General features: G+C 71.0%; 17 protein-coding genes. 12 read left to right on the top strand and 5 right to left on the bottom strand.

All coding sequences use genetic code 11. From position 1 onward, the window contains the following. Nucleotides 1-4: 4 nt before the first annotated feature. Complete coding sequence (locus ACLF5H_RS08120) at nt 5-511, bottom strand: peptidoglycan DD-metalloendopeptidase family protein (protein ID WP_421675377.1); 507 nt, start codon at nt 509-511, stop codon at nt 5-7. A gap of 430 nt (nt 512-941) precedes the next feature. Here ACLF5H_RS08120 and rpsB point away from each other — a divergent pair, with 430 nt between their 5' ends. The 11 genes from rpsB (at nt 942) to ACLF5H_RS08175 (ending at nt 12,944) form a co-directional block, all read left to right on the top strand. Then, entirely contained in the window at nt 942-1,862 is a 921-nt protein-coding gene (gene rpsB, locus ACLF5H_RS08125) for a 30S ribosomal protein S2 (RefSeq protein ID WP_421675378.1), read from the top strand. A 159-nt stretch (nt 1,863-2,021) separates the two neighbouring features. Continuing rightward, on the top strand, nt 2,022-2,858 hold the full coding sequence (tsf, locus tag ACLF5H_RS08130) for a translation elongation factor Ts (RefSeq protein WP_421675379.1): 837 nt from the start codon (nt 2,022-2,024) through the stop codon (nt 2,856-2,858). A gap of 204 nt (nt 2,859-3,062) precedes the next feature. Then, nucleotides 3,063-3,821: a UMP kinase gene (pyrH, locus tag ACLF5H_RS08135; protein ID WP_046421052.1), complete on the top strand. Its 759-nt coding sequence runs from the start codon at nt 3,063-3,065 to the stop codon at nt 3,819-3,821. 183 nt (nt 3,822-4,004) lie between these two features. Further along, nucleotides 4,005-4,562: a ribosome recycling factor gene (gene frr, locus ACLF5H_RS08140; RefSeq protein WP_037654542.1), complete on the top strand. Its 558-nt coding sequence runs from the start codon at nt 4,005-4,007 to the stop codon at nt 4,560-4,562. A gap of 140 nt (nt 4,563-4,702) precedes the next feature. After that, on the top strand, nt 4,703-5,971 hold the full coding sequence (locus tag ACLF5H_RS08145; RefSeq protein ID WP_421675462.1) for a phosphatidate cytidylyltransferase: 1,269 nt from the start codon (nt 4,703-4,705) through the stop codon (nt 5,969-5,971). Nucleotides 5,972-6,213: 242 nt separating this feature from the next. Beyond that, nucleotides 6,214-6,990, top strand: coding sequence for a VOC family protein (locus tag ACLF5H_RS08150; RefSeq protein WP_421675380.1), 777 nt, complete (start codon nt 6,214-6,216; stop codon nt 6,988-6,990). A 78-nt stretch (nt 6,991-7,068) separates the two neighbouring features. Beyond that, entirely contained in the window at nt 7,069-8,175 is a 1,107-nt protein-coding gene (rlmN, locus tag ACLF5H_RS08155; protein ID WP_421675381.1) for a 23S rRNA (adenine(2503)-C(2))-methyltransferase RlmN, read from the top strand. Nucleotides 8,176-8,387: 212 nt separating this feature from the next. Further along, nucleotides 8,388-9,458, top strand: a complete 1,071-nt coding sequence (locus tag ACLF5H_RS08160) for a thiamine ABC transporter substrate-binding protein (RefSeq protein ID WP_421675382.1) — start codon at nt 8,388-8,390, stop codon at nt 9,456-9,458. A 47-nt stretch (nt 9,459-9,505) separates the two neighbouring features. After that, entirely contained in the window at nt 9,506-11,107 is a 1,602-nt protein-coding gene (locus ACLF5H_RS08165; RefSeq protein ID WP_421675463.1) for an ABC transporter permease, read from the top strand. Continuing rightward, nucleotides 11,104-12,123 (top strand): ABC transporter ATP-binding protein, encoded by a 1,020-nt coding sequence (locus ACLF5H_RS08170; protein WP_421675464.1) that lies wholly within the window; start codon nt 11,104-11,106, stop codon nt 12,121-12,123. The genes ACLF5H_RS08165 and ACLF5H_RS08170 overlap by 4 nt, the downstream gene beginning before the upstream one ends. Nucleotides 12,124-12,146: 23 nt before the next feature. Beyond that, nucleotides 12,147-12,944, top strand: coding sequence for a maleylpyruvate isomerase family mycothiol-dependent enzyme (locus tag ACLF5H_RS08175; RefSeq protein WP_421675383.1), 798 nt, complete (start codon nt 12,147-12,149; stop codon nt 12,942-12,944). A gap of 108 nt (nt 12,945-13,052) precedes the next feature. Here ACLF5H_RS08175 and ACLF5H_RS08180 read toward each other — a convergent pair whose 3' ends face one another. The 4 genes from ACLF5H_RS08180 to ACLF5H_RS08195 form a co-directional block, all read right to left on the bottom strand. Then, a complete protein-coding gene (locus ACLF5H_RS08180; protein ID WP_421675384.1) occupies nt 13,053-14,411 on the bottom strand; it encodes a hypothetical protein in 1,359 nt (452 codons plus the stop codon). Beyond that, a complete protein-coding gene (locus ACLF5H_RS08185) occupies nt 14,393-15,133 on the bottom strand; it encodes an ABC transporter ATP-binding protein (protein WP_421675385.1) in 741 nt (246 codons plus the stop codon). Before ACLF5H_RS08185 ends, ACLF5H_RS08180 begins: the two co-directional genes overlap by 19 nt. A 190-nt stretch (nt 15,134-15,323) precedes the next feature. Continuing rightward, nucleotides 15,324-16,706 (bottom strand): aspartate aminotransferase family protein, encoded by a 1,383-nt coding sequence (locus tag ACLF5H_RS08190; RefSeq protein ID WP_078967303.1) that lies wholly within the window; start codon nt 16,704-16,706, stop codon nt 15,324-15,326. Next, the gene (locus ACLF5H_RS08195; RefSeq protein WP_421675386.1) at nt 16,691-17,209 is read right to left on the bottom strand and encodes an Lrp/AsnC family transcriptional regulator; all 519 of its coding nucleotides are present in this window, start codon (nt 17,207-17,209) and stop codon (nt 16,691-16,693) included. Before ACLF5H_RS08195 ends, ACLF5H_RS08190 begins: the two co-directional genes overlap by 16 nt. Before the next feature lie 205 nt (nt 17,210-17,414). On the opposite strand from ACLF5H_RS08195, the gene ACLF5H_RS08200 reads away from it, so the two are divergent. Continuing rightward, nucleotides 17,415-18,851 carry a gamma-aminobutyraldehyde dehydrogenase gene (locus tag ACLF5H_RS08200; RefSeq protein ID WP_421675387.1) on the top strand — a complete coding sequence of 479 codons (1,437 nt, stop codon included), beginning with the start codon at nt 17,415-17,417 and terminating at the stop codon, nt 18,849-18,851. The last annotated feature ends 118 nt before the right edge of the window (nt 18,852-18,969 follow it).

The following is an 18,969-nucleotide window of genomic DNA, read 5'->3' on the forward strand; positions in this document are numbered from 1 at the left end:
GGAGTCAGCCGGTGAGCACCGGCAGCAGTCTCGACGGCCCCCGCCCCAGCAGCCACGGCGGCAGCAGGGACAAGGGGTTCAGATAGGTCCCGCCGCGCAGCAGACCCCAGTGCACACAGGCCGTGGCCCCGCAGTGCGCACCCGTCGCCACCACCACCCCGACCACGTCGCCCGCCCCCACCTCCGCCCCCTCCGCCACCGAGGGGCTCACCGGTTCGTACGTCGTGCGCAGCCCCGTCCCCGCCAGCTCCACCGTCACCACTCCGCGCCCGGCCACCCGGCCCGCGAAGGCCACCCGGCCCGCCGCCACCGCCCGTACCGGGCTCCCGGGCGCGGCCGCCAGATCCACGCCCCGGTGCCCGGGCCCGTACGGTGTCGCCGGTGGCTCCCAGCCGCGCAGGACCGACGGCCGTACACCCACCGGCCAGACCCGGGCGATCGCGGGCACTGCGACATCGGCCCCGGCCTCGGTCCCGGTCCCAGCCCTGGCCCCGGCCGACTCCGAAGCCACGCCCGCAGCCGGAGCCGGAGCCGAAGACCCCGCCCGGGAGGGTCCCGGCCCCGCCGCCCCCGCCCACGCCCGACTCCCGAACGCGAGCCCGTACCCGATCAGCGTCAAGGCCGTCACCAGGACCGCCCAGCCCACCCCGCACCACACACGTCGTCGCATGCCCCCACCGTCCCGCACCCCACCGCCCCGGCCTCCTCACCTGTGGGCTACTCCCCGGTTGTGGACAGCTGCGTCACCCGGTGGCCCGGCGGTCCCGTACACTTCTTCTGGCGATCCGGGTCACCGGGTCGACTTCGCACGCCCCGGTACGGCATCCGGAAACGGTCCGTACCAAGCGCCTCTCGGTCCTTCGCGGCACGGCGCACGCGGGCGTCAGGCGCGACCGCCGTCCGGCGGACGCGGCACAACCGAGAAACTCAAGGAGATGGCCATGGCCGTCGTCACGATGCGGGAGCTGCTGGAGAGCGGCGTCCACTTCGGTCACCAGACCCGTCGCTGGAACCCGAAGATGAAGCGCTTCATCTTCACCGAGCGCAACGGCATCTACATCATCGACCTGCTCCAGTCGCTGTCGTACATCGACCGCGCCTACGAGTTCGTCAAGGAGACCGTCGCCCACGGCGGCACGGTCATGTTCGTCGGCACGAAGAAGCAGGCGCAGGAGGCCATCGCCGAGCAGGCCACCCGCGTCGGCATGCCCTTCGTCAACCAGCGCTGGCTGGGCGGCATGCTCACCAACTTCTCGACCGTCTACAAGCGTCTGCAGCGCCTCAAGGAGCTTGAGCAGATCGACTTCGAGGACGTCGCGGCCTCCGGTCTGACCAAGAAGGAGCTGCTGGTCCTCTCCCGCGAGAAGGCCAAGCTGGAGAAGACCCTCGGCGGTATCCGCGAGATGCAGAAGGTGCCCAGCGCCGTCTGGATCGTGGACACCAAGAAGGAGCACATCGCCGTTGGTGAGGCCCGGAAGCTGAACATCCCGGTCGTCGCGATCCTCGACACCAACTGCGACCCCGACGAGGTCGACTACAAGATCCCGGGCAACGACGACGCGATCCGCTCCGTCACCCTGCTCACCCGCGTGATCGCCGACGCCGTCGCCGAGGGCCTCATCTCCCGCTCGCGCGTCGCCACCGGTGACAAGGGCGAGAAGGCCGCGTCCGAGCCGCTCGCCGAGTGGGAGCGCGACCTGCTCGAGGGTGAGAAGAAGGACGAGGCTCCGGCTGCCGAGGCCCCCGCCGCCGAGGCCACCGAGGCTCCGGCCGCCGAGGCTCCGGCCGCTGAGGCCACCGAGGCTCCCGCCGCCGAGGCCGCTCCGGCCGAGGAGAAGGCCGCCGAGGGCGAGCAGGCCTGATCCGCCGCGTCAGCGTTTGACAGTGGGGGCGGCGACATCAACTCCGCCCCCGCTGTTCACCCATAGGTCGGTACGACATATGCGCTCTGCGACTACATGTGGATCGCAAACCGTGCGGATCTGAAGATCTCCCAGACTTCGAGAAAGACTCACTGACTCATGGCGAACTACACCGCCGCCGACGTCAAGAAGCTCCGTGAGCTCACGGGCGCCGGCATGATGGACTGCAAGAAGGCGCTGGACGAGGCCGAGGGCAACGTCGACAAGGCCGTCGAGGCGCTGCGCATCAAGGGCCAGAAGGGCGTCGCCAAGCGCGAGGGCCGCTCCGCCGAGAACGGCGCCGTGGTCTCCATCATCGCCGACGACAACTCCTCCGGCGTCCTGGTCGAGCTGAAGTGCGAGACGGACTTCGTCGCCAAGGGTGACAAGTTCCAGGCCGTGGCCAAGACCATCGCCGAGCACGTCGCCAAGACCTCCCCGGCCGACCTCGAGGCCCTGCTCGCCTCGGAGATCGAGGCCGGCAAGACCGTCCAGGCGTTCGTGGACGAGGCCAACGCCAACCTCGGTGAGAAGATCGTCCTGGACCGCTTCGCGCAGTTCTCCGACGGCTACGTCACCGCCTACATGCACCGCACCATGCCCGACCTGCCCCCGCAGATCGGTGTCCTGGTCGAGCTGGACAAGCCGAACGCCGACGTCGCCAAGGGCATCGCCCAGCACATCGCCGCGTTCGCGCCGAAGTACCTGGCCAAGGAGGACATCCCGGCCGAGGTCGTCGAGTCCGAGCGTCGCATCGCCGAGGAGACGACCCGCGCCGAGGGCAAGCCCGAGGCCGCGATCGCCAAGATCGTCGAGGGTCGCGTCAACGGCTTCTTCAAGGACGCCACCCTGCTTGGCCAGCCGTACGCGCTGGACAACAAGAAGTCGGTCCAGAAGGTGCTGGACGAGGCCGGTGTCACCCTGAAGCGCTTCACGCGCATCAAGGTCGGCATCTGAGTCCGTACCGCGATCGACGCGCGACCCGCGGAGAAATCCCGATAGGGTCGACAGCAGTCGTCCGCGACCACCGCCACACCCGGGTGTGGGGCGGACGGCAGCAGATCTGACGAGGAGGCCATTGCCGAGTATGGGAGCGAATAGCGACCCCACCGGCAATGGCCTTCTTCGTATGTGCAACACGTGAAAGAGGCGGGATCTCCCATGACCGACAAGGCCCAGAAGAGCGACGACGGCAAAGTACGCGGCCGGTTTCTGCTGAAGCTGTCCGGAGAGGCGTTCTCCGGTGGCGGCGGCCTGGGTGTCGACCCGGACGTGGTGCACAAGATCGCTCGCGAGATCGCGGCCGTCGTACGGGACGGCGCGCAGGTCGCGGTCGTCATCGGCGGCGGCAACTTCTTCCGCGGCGCCGAACTCCAGCAGCGCGGCATGGACCGTGCCCGCTCCGACTACATGGGCATGCTCGGCACCGTGATGAACTGCCTCGCCCTCCAGGACTTCCTGGAGAAGGAGGGCATCGACAGCCGGGTGCAGACCGCCATCACCATGGGCCAGGTCGCCGAGCCGTACATCCCGCTGCGCGCCGTGCGCCACCTGGAGAAGGGCCGCGTGGTCATCTTCGGCGCCGGTATGGGCATGCCCTACTTCTCCACCGACACCACCGCCGCCCAGCGCGCCCTGGAGATCGACGCCGAGGCGCTGCTCATGGGCAAGAACGGGGTGGACGGGGTCTACGACTCCGACCCCAAGACCAACCCCGACGCCGTCAAGTTCGACGCCCTCGGCTACGGCGAGGTCATCACCCGGGACCTGAAGGTCGCCGACGCCACCGCCATCACGCTGTGCCGCGACAACAAGCTCCCGATCCTCGTCTTCGAGCTTCTCGCGGAGGGCAATATCGCCCGTGCCGTCAAGGGTGAGAAGATCGGCACGCTGGTGGGTGACCACGGCAGCCGGAACTGACCGGCACGCCCCCGTCGCCCGGGTACGACACCTGTCCGAGGGACGGACGGGACGCGCCTCGGCCGGGGGATGGACAATGTCCTGCCGGTCGGGAACCGTGCAGGAAGAAGACGCGACGCAGCCGGCCGGCGAACCGCTGAGGAACCGCAGCCGGGCCTTACTCAAGACACGCAGGAGCAAGTGGTGATCGAAGAGACCCTCCTCGAAGCCGAGGAGAAGATGGAGAAGGCCGTCGTGGTCGCCAAGGAGGACTTCGCCGCGATCCGCACCGGCCGTGCGCACCCGGCGATGTTCAACAAGATCGTGGCCGACTACTACGGTGCCCTGACGCCGATCAACCAGCTGGCCTCGTTCTCCGTGCCGGAGCCGCGGATGGCGGTCGTCACGCCGTTCGACAAGAGCGCGCTGCGCAACATCGAGCAGGCGATTCGCGACTCCGACCTGGGCGTCAACCCCAGCAATGACGGCAACATCATCCGGGTGGTGTTCCCCGAGCTGACCGAGGAGCGCCGTCGCGACTACATCAAGGTCGCCAAGGGCAAGGCCGAGGACTCCAAGGTCTCCATCCGTTCCGTGCGCCGCAAGGCCAAGGACGCCATCGACAAGATGATCAAGGATGGCGAGACCGGCGAGGACGAGGGCCGCCGTGCGGAGAAGGAGCTGGACGACCTGACGTCGAAGTACGTCGCTCAGGTGGACGAGCTCCTCAAGCACAAGGAAGCGGAGCTGCTCGAAGTCTGATGAGCGACTCTTCCTGGGGGGCGCCGCCACCGGCGGGGCAGACCGGCTACTGGGGGCCCACCGAGGGTGGGCCCGCCCAGGGCGGGGACGCCCCGGCGGGTCCCGCGTACGACGCGCCCGCGGCGCAGCAGACGCGCCCCATGCCCATCGTGCCCGATGTACCCGCGTATGGCGGAGACCAGGACGACACCCGGGGGGCTGCTCGGCTGAGCGGCCCCTTGTTCCGGGACGAGCCCCAGCCGCAGTACGGGACACCGCCGCGGTACGGCACCGAGCCCCCCTACGGGGAGCGGTCGCCGTACGAGCGGGGGCCTGGCCACGGCACCCCGCATCCGCCCATGGGTTCGGGACCGTACGACCCCTACGGGACCCAGTCCCCTACGGGGGCGCCGCCGTCGTACGAGCAGCCGCCGCAGCAGCCGTTCGAGCAGCGGCCGCCGTACGGACAGCAGCAGCCCTACGGGTCGCAGCCGCAGCCCCCGTACGGGACGCCCCAGCCGACCCCGGCTCCGACCCCGAGCCCGAGCCCGAGCCCGAGCCAGAATCCGGTACCCATGCCCGACGCCCCGCAGCCGACGCCGGCGCCGCAGAAGAAGAGCGCGGGCCGCGACCTCAGCGCGGCCATAGGCGTCGGCGTGGGCCTCGGCGTGGTGATCATCGCGTCGCTGTTCATCGTCAAGGCCGTGTTCGTCGGTGTGATCGCGGTCGCCGTCGTCGTCGGCCTGTGGGAGCTGACCAGCAGGCTCCAGGAGCGCAAGGAGATCAAGGCGCCGCTCGTGCCGCTCGCGGTCGGTGGCGCGGCGATGGTGGTCGCCGGCTATGTGCGCGGCGCCGAGGGCGCCTGGGTCGCCATGGCCCTCACCGCGCTCGCGGTGCTGGTCTGGCGGATGACGGAGCCACCGGAGGGCTACCTCAAGGACGTCACGGCCGGTGTCTTCGCGGCGTTCTACGTGCCCTTCCTGGCCACCTTCGTCGCCCTGATGCTCACCGCGGACGACGGTCCCTGGCGGGTCCTGACCTTCCTGCTGCTCACCGTCGTCAGCGACACCGGCGCCTATGCCGTCGGCTGGCGCTTCGGCAAGCACAAGCTCGCCCCCCGGATCAGCCCCGGCAAGACCCGTGAGGGCCTGTTCGGCGCGGTGTCGTTCGCGATGGTCGTGGGCGCGCTGTGCATGCAGTTCCTGATCGACGGCGGCCACTGGTGGCAGGGCCTGCTGCTGGGCCTCGCGGTCGCGGCCAGCGCCACCCTGGGCGACCTCGGCGAGTCCATGATCAAGCGGGACCTGGGCATCAAGGACATGGGCACCCTGCTCCCCGGGCACGGCGGCATCATGGACCGCCTGGACTCCCTGCTGCCCACGGCGCCGGTGGTCTGGCTCCTGCTGGTGCTCTTCGTCGGCTCCACCTGACGAAACCCGGTGGCGCGCGCGAAACCCGGTGGCGCGCGTCGTCACGTCCGTACGACGACGGGCCCCCGTCCTGGTTCCCCAGGGCCGGGGCCCGTCGTCGTACGGCCGTCCGCTCACCCGGCACCCCAGGGATCACCCGGTCCCCCCAGGGCCTCGTCCCTGACGCGCGGGCGCTCACGTTTGGCCACACGATGGTGACAAAGAGCGGCCCCTGGCGTGGCCCCTGGTAGGGAGAGCGAGAGATGCCCGAAGTCACCACTCCGTACGCGACCGGCACCCCGTGCTGGGTCGACCTGATGGCCTCGGACCAGCAGGCCGCGCTGGACTTCTACCGCGACCTGCTGGGCTGGCAGGGTCAGCCGGGACCGGCCGAGTTCGGCGGCTACACGGTCTGCGAGCTGCACGGCAAGGCCGTGGCGGGGCTCGGCCCCAAGCCCCAGGACATGCCGGAGCCGCCACCCACCGTCTGGACCAGCTATCTGGCGTCCACCGACGCCCAGGCCACCCAGGACGCGATCGTCTCGGCGGGCGGCACCCTGCTGGTCCCGGTGATGGACGTCGGCAGCCTCGGCCGCATGCTGATCGCCGCCGACCCGCAGGGCGCCGTCTTCGGTGTCTGGCAGCCCGGCGAGTTCTCCGGCGCCCAGGTGGTCAACGAGGCCGGCGCGCTGACCTGGAACGAGCTGCACACCAGCGACGTGCCCGGGGCCACCGGCTTCTACGGCGAGGCGTTCGGCATCGAGATCGAGCCCATGGAGGGCGCGGACTCCTACTGGGCGCTGCTGGTCGGCGGCCGCGCGGTCGGCGGCGTCACCCAGCTCGCCGACGACCCGCCCGGCACCCCGGCCCACTGGCTCAGCTACTTCGCGGTCGACGACGTCGACTCCACCGTGGACGCCCTGGTCAGAAGCGGCGGCACGGTCCTGGCCCCGCCCTTCGACATGATGGCCGGCCGGATGACCGTGGTCGCCGACCCCCAGGGCGCCCCCTTCGCGATGATCAAGCCCGCCCCGATGTAGACGGCGGATGCGGACGGGGGGACCGGGGCGAGCGCATGCCGCGGGTCACTCCAATGGATCTGCGACACTGGTACCACCATGCCCAAGCCCGGAGAACTCACCTTTGTCGCGCCGCGCGGAGCCAAGCAGCCGCCGCGGCATCTCGCCGATCTCTCGCCCGCCGAGCGCAAGGAAGCGGTGGCCGGGATCGGTGAGAAGCCGTTCCGTGCCAAGCAGCTGTCCCAGCACTACTTCGCGCGGTACGCGCACGACCCGGAGCTGTGGACCGACATCCCGGCCGGCTCCCGGGAGAAGCTGCGCGAGGCGCTGTTCCCGGAGCTGATGACGGTCGTCCGGCATCTGTCGACGGATGAGGGCACCACCCGCAAGACGCTGTGGAAGCTGTTCGACGGCACCCTCGTGGAGTCCGTGCTGATGCGGTACCCGGACCGGGTCACCATGTGCATCAGCTCACAGGCGGGCTGCGGGATGAACTGCCCGTTCTGCGCGACCGGGCAGGCCGGCCTGGACCGCAATCTGTCCACCGCGGAGATCGTCCACCAGATCGTGGACGGCATGCGGGCGCTGCGCGACGGCGAGGTGCCGGGCGGCCCGGCGCGGCTGTCGAACATCGTGTTCATGGGCATGGGCGAGCCGCTCGCCAACTACAAGCGGGTCGTCGGCGCCATCCGCGCGCTCACCGACCCGGCGCCGGACGGCCTCGGTCTCTCCCAGCGCGGTATCACCGTCTCCACCGTCGGGCTGGTGCCGGCCATCCACCGGTTCTCCGACGAGGGCTTCAAGTGCCGCCTGGCGATCTCGCTGCACGCCCCGGACGACGAGCTGCGCGACACCCTCGTCCCCGTGAACACGCGGTGGAAGGTGCGCGAGGTGCTGGACGCCGGGTTCGAGTACGCCGAGAAGAGCGGGCGCCGGCTGTCGATCGAGTACGCCCTCATCCGTGACATCAACGACCAGGCGTGGCGCGGCGACCGGCTCGGCCGGCTGCTGCGCGGCAGGCCCGTGCACGTCAACCTCATTCCGCTGAACCCGACGCCGGGCTCCAAGTGGACGGCCTCGCGGCCCGAGGACGAGAAGGCGTTCGTGGAGGCGATCGCCGCCCATGGTGTGCCGGTGACGATCCGGGACACCCGTGGGCAGGAGATCGACGGAGCCTGTGGTCAGCTCGCCGCCACCGAGCGGTAGTCTGGGCCCGCCGTTGAAATAGTCGAAACATCTTCATATTCCGACAGGGGAGCGCCACAGCGCTGAGAGTGCGGCATCAGGCCGCAGACCCTCTGAACCTCGCCCAGGTCATTCTGGGTAGGAAGTTCGGTCACTACTCAAGCTGTTGAGCCCTGTCCGGATCCTCCGGACAGGGCCGCGTTCTTCCTGGTCAACCCCAGGAGGACAACCAAGTGCACAACAAGACCTTCGTGGTCGCGGCGGTCGGGCTCGGCCTGGTCGCGCTGTCCGCGTGCGGCTCGACCCAGGGCCAGGACAAGGCGGACGGCAAGACCGTCACGCTCGTCAGCCATGACTCCTGGGCCGTCTCCAAGAGCGTGCTCGCGGACTTCGAGAAGCGCTCCGGGTACAAGGTCCGCGTCCTCAAGGACGGCGACGCCGGACAGGCCGTCAACAAGGCCATCCTGACCAAGGACAACCCGCAGGGCGACGTCCTCTTCGGCGTCGACAACACCCTGCTCTCGCGCGCCCTCGACAACGGGCTGTTCCAGCCGTACACCGCCAAGGGCCTGGACAAGGTCGGCGCCCAGTACCAGCTCGACGGCAAGCACCGCGTCACGCCCGTCGACCACGGCGACATCTGCGTCAACTACGACAAGGCGTACTTCAGCAAGCACCACCTCGCGCCGCCGCAGTCCTACGCCGACCTCGCCAAGCCCGCGTACAAGAACCTCCTGGTCACCGAGAACGCGGCCACCGCCTCGCCCGGCCTCGGCTTCCTGCTGGGCAGCGCCGCGCGGTTCGGGGACAACGGCTGGCAGGACTACTGGAAGAAGCTCAAGGCCAACGGCGTCAAGGTCGTCGACGGCTGGGAGCAGGCCTACTACCAGGAGTTCTCCGGCTCCTCGGAGGGCAAGAAGGCCGGCGGCGACCGGCCGCTCGTCGTGTCGTACGCCTCCTCCCCGCCCGCCGAGGTGATCTACGCCAAGAAGCGCCCCGCCACCGCACCCACCGGCGTGGCGACCGGCACCTGCTTCCGGCAGATCGAGTTCGCCGGGCTGCTGAGCAACGCGCAGAACCCCAAGGGCGCCAAGGCGTTCCTCGACTTCCTGGTCTCCAAGGAGTTCCAGGAGGACATGCCGCTGAACATGTACGTCTACCCGGTGGTCGCCGGCGCCCAGGTGCCCGCGGACTTCACGAAGTACGGTCCGGCCGCCCGGCACCCCGAGACGATGGCCCCCGAGAAGATCGCCGCCAACCGTGATCAGTGGGTCAAGACGTGGACGTCACTCGTACTCAAGTGACCGCCCGCGCGCGCACCCGGCGCGGGAGCGCGGCGCGGCTGGGGCTGATGGCCCTGCCCGTCGCGTTCTTCGCGCTGTTCTTCGCCTGGCCCGTCGCCGCGATCGTGGCCCGCGGCCTGAAGACCGGCGGCGGCTGGCAGCTCGGGCGGATCGCGGACGTGGTCAGCCAGCCGGACATCCGGCATGTGCTGTGGTTCACCACCTGGCAGGCGCTCGCCTCCACCGCGCTCACCCTGCTGCTCGCGCTGCCCGCCGCGTTCGTCTTCGCCCGCCTCGACTTCCCCGGCAAACAGGTGCTGCGGGCCGTGGTCACCGTCCCGTTCGTGCTGCCCACCGTCGTCGCCGGCAGCGCCTTCCTCGCGCTCGTCGGCCACGGCGGACTGCTCGACCAGCTGTGGGGCGTACGCCTGGACACCACCGTGTGGGCGATCCTGCTCGCGCACGTCTTCTTCAACTACGCGGTGGTCGTACGGACCGTGGGCGGACTGTGGGCCCAGCTCGATGTGCGCCAGGAGGAGGCCGCGCGGATGCTCGGCGCCTCACCGTTCGCCGCCTGGCGGAAGGTGACCCTGCCCGCCCTCGCGCCCGCCGTGGCCGCCGCCGCGCTGATGGTGTTCCTGTTCACCTTCACCTCCTTCGGCGTCGTCCAGATCCTCGGCGGCCCCACCTTCTCCACCCTCGAAGTGGAGATCTACCGGCAGACCTCCGAGGTCTTCGACCTGACCACGGCCGCCGTCCTCACCCTCGTCCAGTTCGCCGCCGTCGGCGCGATCCTCGGCGTGCACGCCTGGACGGTACGACGCCGGGAGAGCGCCCTGCGCCTGGTCGACCCCCGGCTCACCGCGCGCCGGCCGCGCGGCGCCGGGCAGCGGGCCCTGCTCGCGGGCGTCCTCGCCACCGTGGCGCTGCTCCTGGTGCTGCCGCTCGCCGTCCTCGTCCGCCGCTCCCTGGACGCCCCCGGCTTCGGCTACTACCGGGCACTGACCCGCACCGACGGCGGTACGTTCCTGGTGGCGCCGGTGCACGCGGTGTGGACCTCGCTCCAGTACGCCGTCGCCGCCACCGCCATCGCCGTGCTGATCGGTGGCCTCGCCGCCGCCGCGCTGGCCCGCCGGGACGCGGGCCGTCTGGTACGGGGCTTCGACGCGCTGCTGATGCTGCCGCTCGGGGTGTCCGCCGTGACCGTCGGCTTCGGCTTCCTGATCGCCCTCGACAAGCCGCCGCTGGACCTGCGCCAGTCCTGGATCCTGGTGCCGCTCGCCCAGGCCCTGGTCGGCGCCCCGTTCGTGGTCCGCACCATGCTGCCGGTGCTGCGCGCCGTCGACACCCGGCTGCGGGAGGCCGCGGCCGTGCTCGGGGCCTCGCCCTGGCGGGTGTGGCGGGAGATCGATCTCCCGCTGGTGCGGCGGGCGTTGCTGGTCGCGGCCGGGTTCGCGTTCGCCGTCTCGCTCGGCGAGTTCGGCGCGACCGTGTTCATCGCCCGGCCCGACAACCCGACCCTGCCGGTCGCCGTGGCCCGGCTGCTCAGCCGCCCCGGCGATCTCAACTACGGCCAGGCGATGGCCCTTTCGACCATTCTGATGGTGGTGTGCGCCGCCGCCCTGCTCCTCCTGGAACGGCTGCGGACGGACCGGACAGGGGAGTTCTGATGCTGAGCCTTCAGGGCGCGACCGTGCGCTTCGGCGGGCGGCCCGTGCTGGACGCGGTGGACCTGGAGGTCGCCGAGCACGAGGTGGTGTGCGTGCTCGGGCCCAGCGGCAGCGGCAAGTCCACCCTGCTGCGGGCGGTCGCCGGGCTCCAGCCCCTGGACGCCGGGCGGGTGTCGCTCGCCGGGCGGGACCAGGGCGGGGTGCCCGCGCATCAGCGCGGGGTCGGCCTGATGTTCCAGGACCACCAGCTCTTCCCGCAGCGCGACGCCGGTGCCAATGTGGCGTTCGGGCTGCGGATGCACGGCGTGGCGAAGGACGAACGGGACGCCCGGGTGGGCGAGTTGCTGGAACTGGTCGGGCTGCCGGGCGCGGCCCGCCGGGCGGTGGCCGCGCTGTCCGGCGGCGAGCAGCAGCGCGTCGCCCTCGCCCGTGCGCTCGCCCCCCGGCCCCGGCTGCTGATGCTGGACGAACCCCTCGGCCAGCTCGACCGCTCGCTGCGCGAACGCCTCGTGGTCGAACTCCGCGAACTCTTCGGGCGGTTGGGTACGACCGTGCTCGCCGTCACCCATGATCAGGGCGAGGCGTTCGCGCTGGCCGACCGGGTGGTGGTGATGCGGGACGGCCGGATCGCCCAGTCCGGGGCCCCACTTGACGTCTGGCAGCGCCCCGCCGACGCGTTCGTGGCCCACTTCCTCGGCTTCGAGAACGTGGTCCCGGCGACGGTCTCGGGTACGGTCGCCGACAGCCCCTGGGGCAAACTGCCGGTCCCGCAGGACGCCCCGCAGGGTGCGCGGACCCTGCTCGTCCGGCCCGCCGGGGTGCGCCTCGTCCCCGCCGACACCGGGCTGACCTGCACGGTCGCCGCCCGCACCTTCAAGGGCACCCATGTCGCCGTCCACCTCCAGCCCCAGGACGGCCCCCGCCTCGAAGCGGCCTGCGCGCTGCGGGACGCGCCGGAGAGCGGGGACACGGTGGGCGCGGAGTTCGACGCCGCCGAAATCGTCGTGCTCGACTGAACGCCGCCGCCTAGGGTGGGCCCATGACCTACCTCGCGCATGAGCGGTACTGCGACGAAATCGCCCTCCAAGTAGGCCAGTTGAGGGAACTGATCGCCTCCGGCGCGGATCTGTCGGCCACGGTCCCGACCTGCCCGGAGTGGTCACTGGAACGGCTCGTACGACACATGGGCGGCGCCCTGCGCTGGTCCGGCACGCTGGTGCGGGAGCGGGCCCAGGAGATGATCCCGTGGGACCGGATTCCGCTCGGCGGCGGCCCCGAGCAGCAGGGCGATCCGGCCGCGCTGGACGCGTGGCTCGGGGAGTGCGGCGAACTGGTCGTCGGCGCGCTGCGCGAGGCGGGCCCCGACCTCGGGGTGTGGAGCTGGACCGGCATGGTCACCAGCGGTTTCTGGGCGCGCCGGATGACCCATGAGATCACCGTCCACCGCGCCGACGCGGCGCTCACCGCGGGGGCGCCGTACGAGCTCGCGCCGGACATCGCCGTCGACGCGCTGGACGAGTGGCTTGAGCTGGTGGAGTGGGTGCAGCGCACCGGCGCCCGACCATGGGCCGCGGAGCTGCGCGGGCCCGCCCGCGGCATCCATCTGCACGCCACCGACGCCGAGCCGGAGTTGAACGCCGAGTGGCTGGTCGAGATGGACGAGAAGGGGGTCAGCTGGCGGCGCGGCCACGAGAAGGCGACGGTCGCGTTGCGCGGGCCGCTGACCTCGGTGCTGCTCGCCTTCTACCAGCGGCTGCCCCTGGACGCGCCGGGGCTCGAAGTCGTGGGAGAGCGTGCGGTGCTGGAGTTCTGGCTGGAGAACTCGAACTTCGGATGAGCGCCGCGCGGGGCGCTTCGGGAGTGCCGGGCGCGGGTCCGTGGGCGGCGACGCCCCCCAAGCAGCCCCCAACCCTTCACGTCTTCAAGCCTTCAGTGGGTCAGCGGGTCAGCGGGTCAGCGGAAAGGCGGCCAGCGCGGCGATCGCCAGGGTGAGCGGTGCGAAGAAGGCCAGCAGGGCGAACGCGCGCAGGGCGGCGGCGCCGCGCAGCACCGTCGCGGGGGCGCCGAGGCGCAGCAGCGCGTCGGTGGTCTCGGCGCGGCTCTGGCGGGTTTCGACGGCCACGGTCAGCAAAGTGGCGAAGGCGCAACCGGCGACGACCAGTGCGCCGAGGGCGCTCAGCGGGCCGAAGGGGCGGCCGGGGGAGTCGTACAGGGTGGTCATGGCGTACCCGGTGGCGGTGACCGCGCACAGGATGCCGAGGGGGCGGCCGATCCTGGTGGCCTCCGCCATCAGGCCCCGGCCCGCGAGGAGGCGGAGGGCGCCGGGGCGGGCGCACTGCAGGAGCCGGCCGCACAGGTGGGTGAGGCCGGGGGCGGCCAGGACCAGGCCGACGGCGGTGAGGAGCCAGCCGAGCAGGAAGAGACCGGCGCCGGTGGGGGCGGCGGTGAAGGTGAAGACGGGGGCGGGGGGCCTGCGGCCCGCGTACGCCTGGGCGGTGAGACCGGCGGCGACGAGGGCCACCGCCCAGGGGAGGCCAAAGGGGGTGTCGCCGGGGCCTTTGTCGTCGTCCTTGGCGGCGGTCGACGGCGGTGTGAACCGCGGGTCGATCACGCCGCCCCGGGCTGCCGGGCCGCCTTCCCCGGCGGAGCCGCGCCCGCCGCCCGCCGCCTCCGCCTCCGCCTCCGCGGTCCGGCCACCCGCGGCCGAACCGCCCGCCGAACCGCCCGCGGCCGCACCACCGGCCTGCCGGACGAACGGCAGATACCTTCGCTGCGGCCGCACCACCGGCCGTGGGTCCCTCGGCCGCAGCGCCAGCGCCACCGCGACCGTCGCCACCACCGGTACCACCGCCAGCAGGGTCACGGTCGCCGCGAGCGGGAGGGCCTTCCCGGCGGCCAGGAAGGACGCGGCCGCGCCGTCGAACGGCAGCCCCGTCAGATCGCCCCGCAGATGCAGGAAGAGGGAGAGGGCGACGAGCGAGCCCAGGGTGGTGGACAGGGCCGTGACCAGGGCGGAGACGGCCATCAGCCGGGCCGGGCCGAGGCCGATGGCGGAGAGGCCGGGGCGCGGGCGGGTACCGGGGTCGGTGCGGGCCACGGCGAGGGCGAGGTACACCGTCGCGGCGACCGGCACCCCGCACCAGGCCAGCCGCAGCGCGCCCGAGCCGGCGGCCTCGGGGCGCTTCAGGGCGTAGCCGAGGCAGGACAGCAGCAGGAACCCGGTGCCCGCCGAGGCCGCCGCCACCAGCAGGCGGCGCAGCTGGACGGCGGGCCGGGCCGCGCGGGTCAGACGGAGATCGAGCACGCGGCCCGGCCTTCCGGGTCGGGGACCTCCGGCAGGTGTACGGTCCGCACCGGCCGGCCGTCCAGCAGGTTCACCGTGCGGTCGGCGAGGGCCGCGGTCTCCGGGTCGTGGGTGGCGAGGACCACGGTGATGCCGTGCGAGCGGGCGGCGCTGGTGAGGGTGCGCAGCACATGGCCGCGGTCGGCGCGGTGCAGCGGGGCCGTCGGCTCGTCGGCGAACAGCACGGTGGGCGCAGGGGCCAGCGCGCGGGCGATGGAGATCCGCTGGCGTTCGGACTGGCGCAGCCGGTGCGGGCGCTTGCGGGCCACCTCCCCGATGTCCAGGCGCTCCAGCCACTCCAGCGCGGTGGCCTTGGCCCGGCGGCGGCTGGTGCCGCGCAGCATCAGCGGCAGCGCCGTGTTCTCCCAGGCGTTCAGCTCGGGCACCAGGCCCGGCTCGGGGCCGATCCAGCAGAAGCGGTCGCGGCGCAGCCGCTCGCGGTGCGCCGGGCCGAGGGTGTGCACGGGCGTGCTGTTGAACCAGACCTCGCCCTCGCGCACCCGCTCCAGGCCGGACAGACACCGCAGCAGGGTCGTCTTGCCGCTGCCCCGGGGGCCGCTGACGGCGAGGATCTCGCCCTCCCGGACGGCGATCGAGACCCCGGCGAGACCGGGGGAGCCGTCGGGGTGCGTGAAGTGCAGGGACCGTGCCCACAGCACGTCGTTGTCCGGCGGAGCCTCCATGGGCGTACACCTCGGTTCTGATCCGTTTTCCCGTGCCCGTTCCTCCATATGGGGGAACGAAGGCAGGGCCGATCGGTCACTGGCACGCTAGGCAGCCGCCGCACGGTGGCCGGACAGCACACGGCCCCGGGCCCCCGTTCTCACTCGAACGGGCGGCTCCGGGGCCGGTCGCGGTCACACCGTCAGCTGATTACAGCTTGGTCCACGCCTCCGTGAGGGTGGCCCGCAGGATCTGCTCGATCTCGTCGAACGTCTCCTGGTTGGAGATCAGCGGCGGGGCGAGCTGGATGACCGGGTCGCCGCGGTCGTCGGCACGGCAGTACAGGCCGTTCTCGAACAGCGCCTTGGAGAGGAAGCCGTACAGGACGCGCTCGGTCTCCTCGTCGCTGAAGGACTCCTTGGTGGCCTTGTCCTTCACCAGCTCGATGCCGTAGAAGAAGCCGTTGCCGCGGACGTCGCCGACGATCGGCAGGTCGTGCAGCTTCTGCAGTGTCTGGAGGAAGTTGCCCTCGTTGTCCAGCACGTGCTGGTTGAGGTTCTCGCGCTCGAACAGGTCGAGGTTGGCGAGGCCCACGGCCGCGGAGACCGGGTGGCCGCCGAAGGTGTAGCCGTGCAGGAAGGTGTTGTCACCCTTGTAGAACGGCTCCGCCAGGCGGTCGGAGACGATGCAGGCGCCGATCGGGGAGTAGCCCGAGGTCATGCCCTTGGCGCAGGTGATCATGTCCGGCACGTAGCCGAACTTGTCGCACGCGAACATCGTGCCGAGGCGGCCGAAGGCGCAGATGACCTCGTCGGAGACGAGCAGCACGTCGTACTTGTCGCAGATCTCGCGCACGCGCTGGAAGTAGCCGGGCGGCGGCGGGAAGCAGCCACCGGCGTTCTGCACCGGCTCCAGGAAGACCGCGGCGACGGTGTCCGGGCCCTCGAACAGGATCTCCTGCTCGATCTGGTCGGCGGCCCAGCGGCCGAAGGCCTCCGGGTCGTCACCGAAGAGCGGCGCGCGGTAGATGTTGGTGTTCGGCACCTTGTGCGCGCCCGGCACCAGCGGCTCGAAGGGGGCCTTCAGGCCCGGCAGGCCGGTGATGGACAGGGCGCCCTGCGGGGTGCCGTGGTAGGCGACCGCGCGGGAGATGACCTTGTACTTGGTGGGCTTGCCGGTCAGCTTGAAGTACTGCTTGGCCAGCTTCCAGGCGGTCTCGACGGCCTCGCCGCCACCGGTGGTGAAGAAGACCTTGTTCAGGTCGCCGGGGGCGTAGTCGGCGAGGCGCTCGGCGAGCTCGACGGCCTTCGGGTGGGCGTACGACCACACCGGGAAAAAGGCCAGCTCCTGGGCCTGCTTGAACGCGGTCTCGGCGAGCTCCGTGCGGCCGTGCCCGGCCTGGACCACGAACAGGCCCGCGAGACCGTCGAGGTAGCGCTTGCCCTTGTCGTCGTAGACGTAGGTGCCCTCGCCCCGGACGATCGTCGGGACGGGAGAGTTCTCGTACGAGGACATGCGGGTGAAGTGCATCCACAGGTGGTCGTACGCGGTGCGGCTGAGGTCCTTCTGGGTCACGGTTATCGGGTTCCCCACATGTAGGTCTGCTTCTTCAGCTTCATGTATACGAAGCTTTCGGTGGAGCGCACGCCGGGCAGTGCCCGGATGCGTTTGTTGATGACGTCCAGCAGGTGGTCGTCGTCCTCGCAGACGATCTCGGCGAGGATGTCGAACGAGCCCGCGGTCATCACCACGTACTCGACTTCCGACATGTCAGTCAGCACGTCAGCGATCGACTCGACATCGCCCTCGACGTGGATGCCCACCATCGCCTGCCGCCGGAAGCCCACGGTGAGCGGGTCCGTGACGGCGACGATCTGCATCACGCCCTGGTCCAGCAGCTTCTGGACGCGCTGGCGCACGGCCGCCTCCGACAGGCCGACGGCCTTGCCGATCGCGGCGTACGGCCGACGGCCGTCCTCCTGGAGCTGCTGAATGATGGCGAGGGAGACGGCGTCCAACGTGGGACTGCCGTTCCTGGACTCGCGGGAGGAGTCCCTCTGGTCTGCGCTTCGACTGGCCACGCGCTCACTGTGCACGAGGTCTCGTCAGTTTCGCAAGCCCCGATCGATGAAATTCGTTGTTTGAGGGATCAAAGCTTGCGGATTTCGCAGAAGTGGCCGGGCTGGGGGTGTTGAAAACGTGGGGGTGCCGACTAGGGTGGGGTGTCTCAGTGATCGGACAGCCCCAGCGGCCGTCCGGGCTGGGCCGCTCGAACCCTCGAACCAGATCAGGAGGCCGGCAGTGAGCACCGAGCTGCGTCGTCTGCGCAACTACATCGACGGTGAGTTCCGGGACGCCGCCGACGGACGGACCACCGAGGTGGTCAACCCCGCGACCGGTGAGGCGTACTCGACCGCGCCGCTGTCCGGACCGGCGGACGTGGACGCCGCCATGGAGGCCGCCGCCCGCGCCTTCCCCGCCTGGCGCGACGCCACGCCGGCCGAGCGCCAGCGCGCCCTGCTGAAGATCGCGGACGCGTTCGAGGAGCGGGCCGAGGAGCTGATCGCGGCGGAGGTGGAGAACACGGGCAAGCCCACCGGGCTCACCCGCTCCGAGGAGATCCCGCCGATGGTCGACCAGATCCGCTTCTTCGCCGGTGCGGCGCGGATGCTGGAGGGCCGCTCGGCCGGCGAGTACATGGAGGGGCTGACCTCGATCATCCGCCGCGAGCCGATCGGCGTCTGCGCCCAGGTCGCGCCGTGGAACTACCCGATGATGATGGCCGTATGGAAGTTCGCCCCGGCGCTCGCCGCGGGCAACACCGTCGTCCTCAAGCCCTCGGACACCACCCCCGCCTCCTCGGTGCTGATCGCGGAGATCATCGGCTCGGTGCTGCCCAAGGGCGTCTTCAACGTCATCTGCGGCGACCGTGACACCGGCCGTCTGATGGTCGAGCACGAGACCCCGGCGATGGCCTCCATCACCGGCTCCGTGCGCGCCGGCATGTCGGTCGCCGAGTCCGCGTCCAAGGACCTCAAGCGGGTCCACCTGGAGCTGGGCGGCAAGGCGCCGGTCGTCGTCTTCGAGGACACCGACATCGCCAAGGCCGTCGAGGACATCTCGGTGGCGGGCTTCTTCAACGCCGGCCAGGACTGTACGGCCGCCTGCCGCGTCCTCGTCCATGAGTCGATCCACGACGAGTTCGTGGCCGCGCTGGCCAAGGCCGCCGAGGAGACCAAGACCGGGCAGCCGGACGACGAGGACGTGCTCTACGGCCCGCTGAACAACCCCAACCAGCTCAAGCAGGTCGAGGGCTTCATCGAGCGGCTGCCCGCGCACGCGCGGGTGGAGGCCGGTGGCAAGCGGGTCGGCGACAAGGGCTACTTCTTCGCGCCGACCGTGGTCTCCGGTGTCAAGCAGGACGACGAGATCATCCAGAAGGAGGTCTTCGGGCCGGTCATCACCGTCCAGTCCTTCACGGACGAGGACCAGGCCCTGGAGTTCGCCAACGGCGTGGAGTACGCCCTGGCCTCCTCGGTGTGGACCAAGGACCATGCCCGCGCGATGCGCATGTCCAAGAAGATGGACTTCGGCTGCGTGTGGATCAACACCCACATCCCGCTGGTCGCGGAGATGCCGCACGGCGGCTTCAAGAAGTCCGGCTACGGCAAGGACCTCTCGGCGTACGGCTTCGAGGACTACACCCGGATCAAGCACGTGATGACGTCGCTGGGCTAGTCCTCCCGGAACATCACCGGCGGCCCCCGCACAGGTTCACCTTCCTGTGCGGGGGCCGCCTTTTGGTGAACCCGACTGATCGACAAGGTGTCGGACAGGGCGCTCCCCGCTCGACGCA

Source organism: Streptomyces sp. LaBMicrA B280 (genome assembly GCF_049222185.1).
Taxonomy (GTDB): domain Bacteria; phylum Actinomycetota; class Actinomycetes; order Streptomycetales; family Streptomycetaceae; genus Streptomyces; species Streptomyces murinus.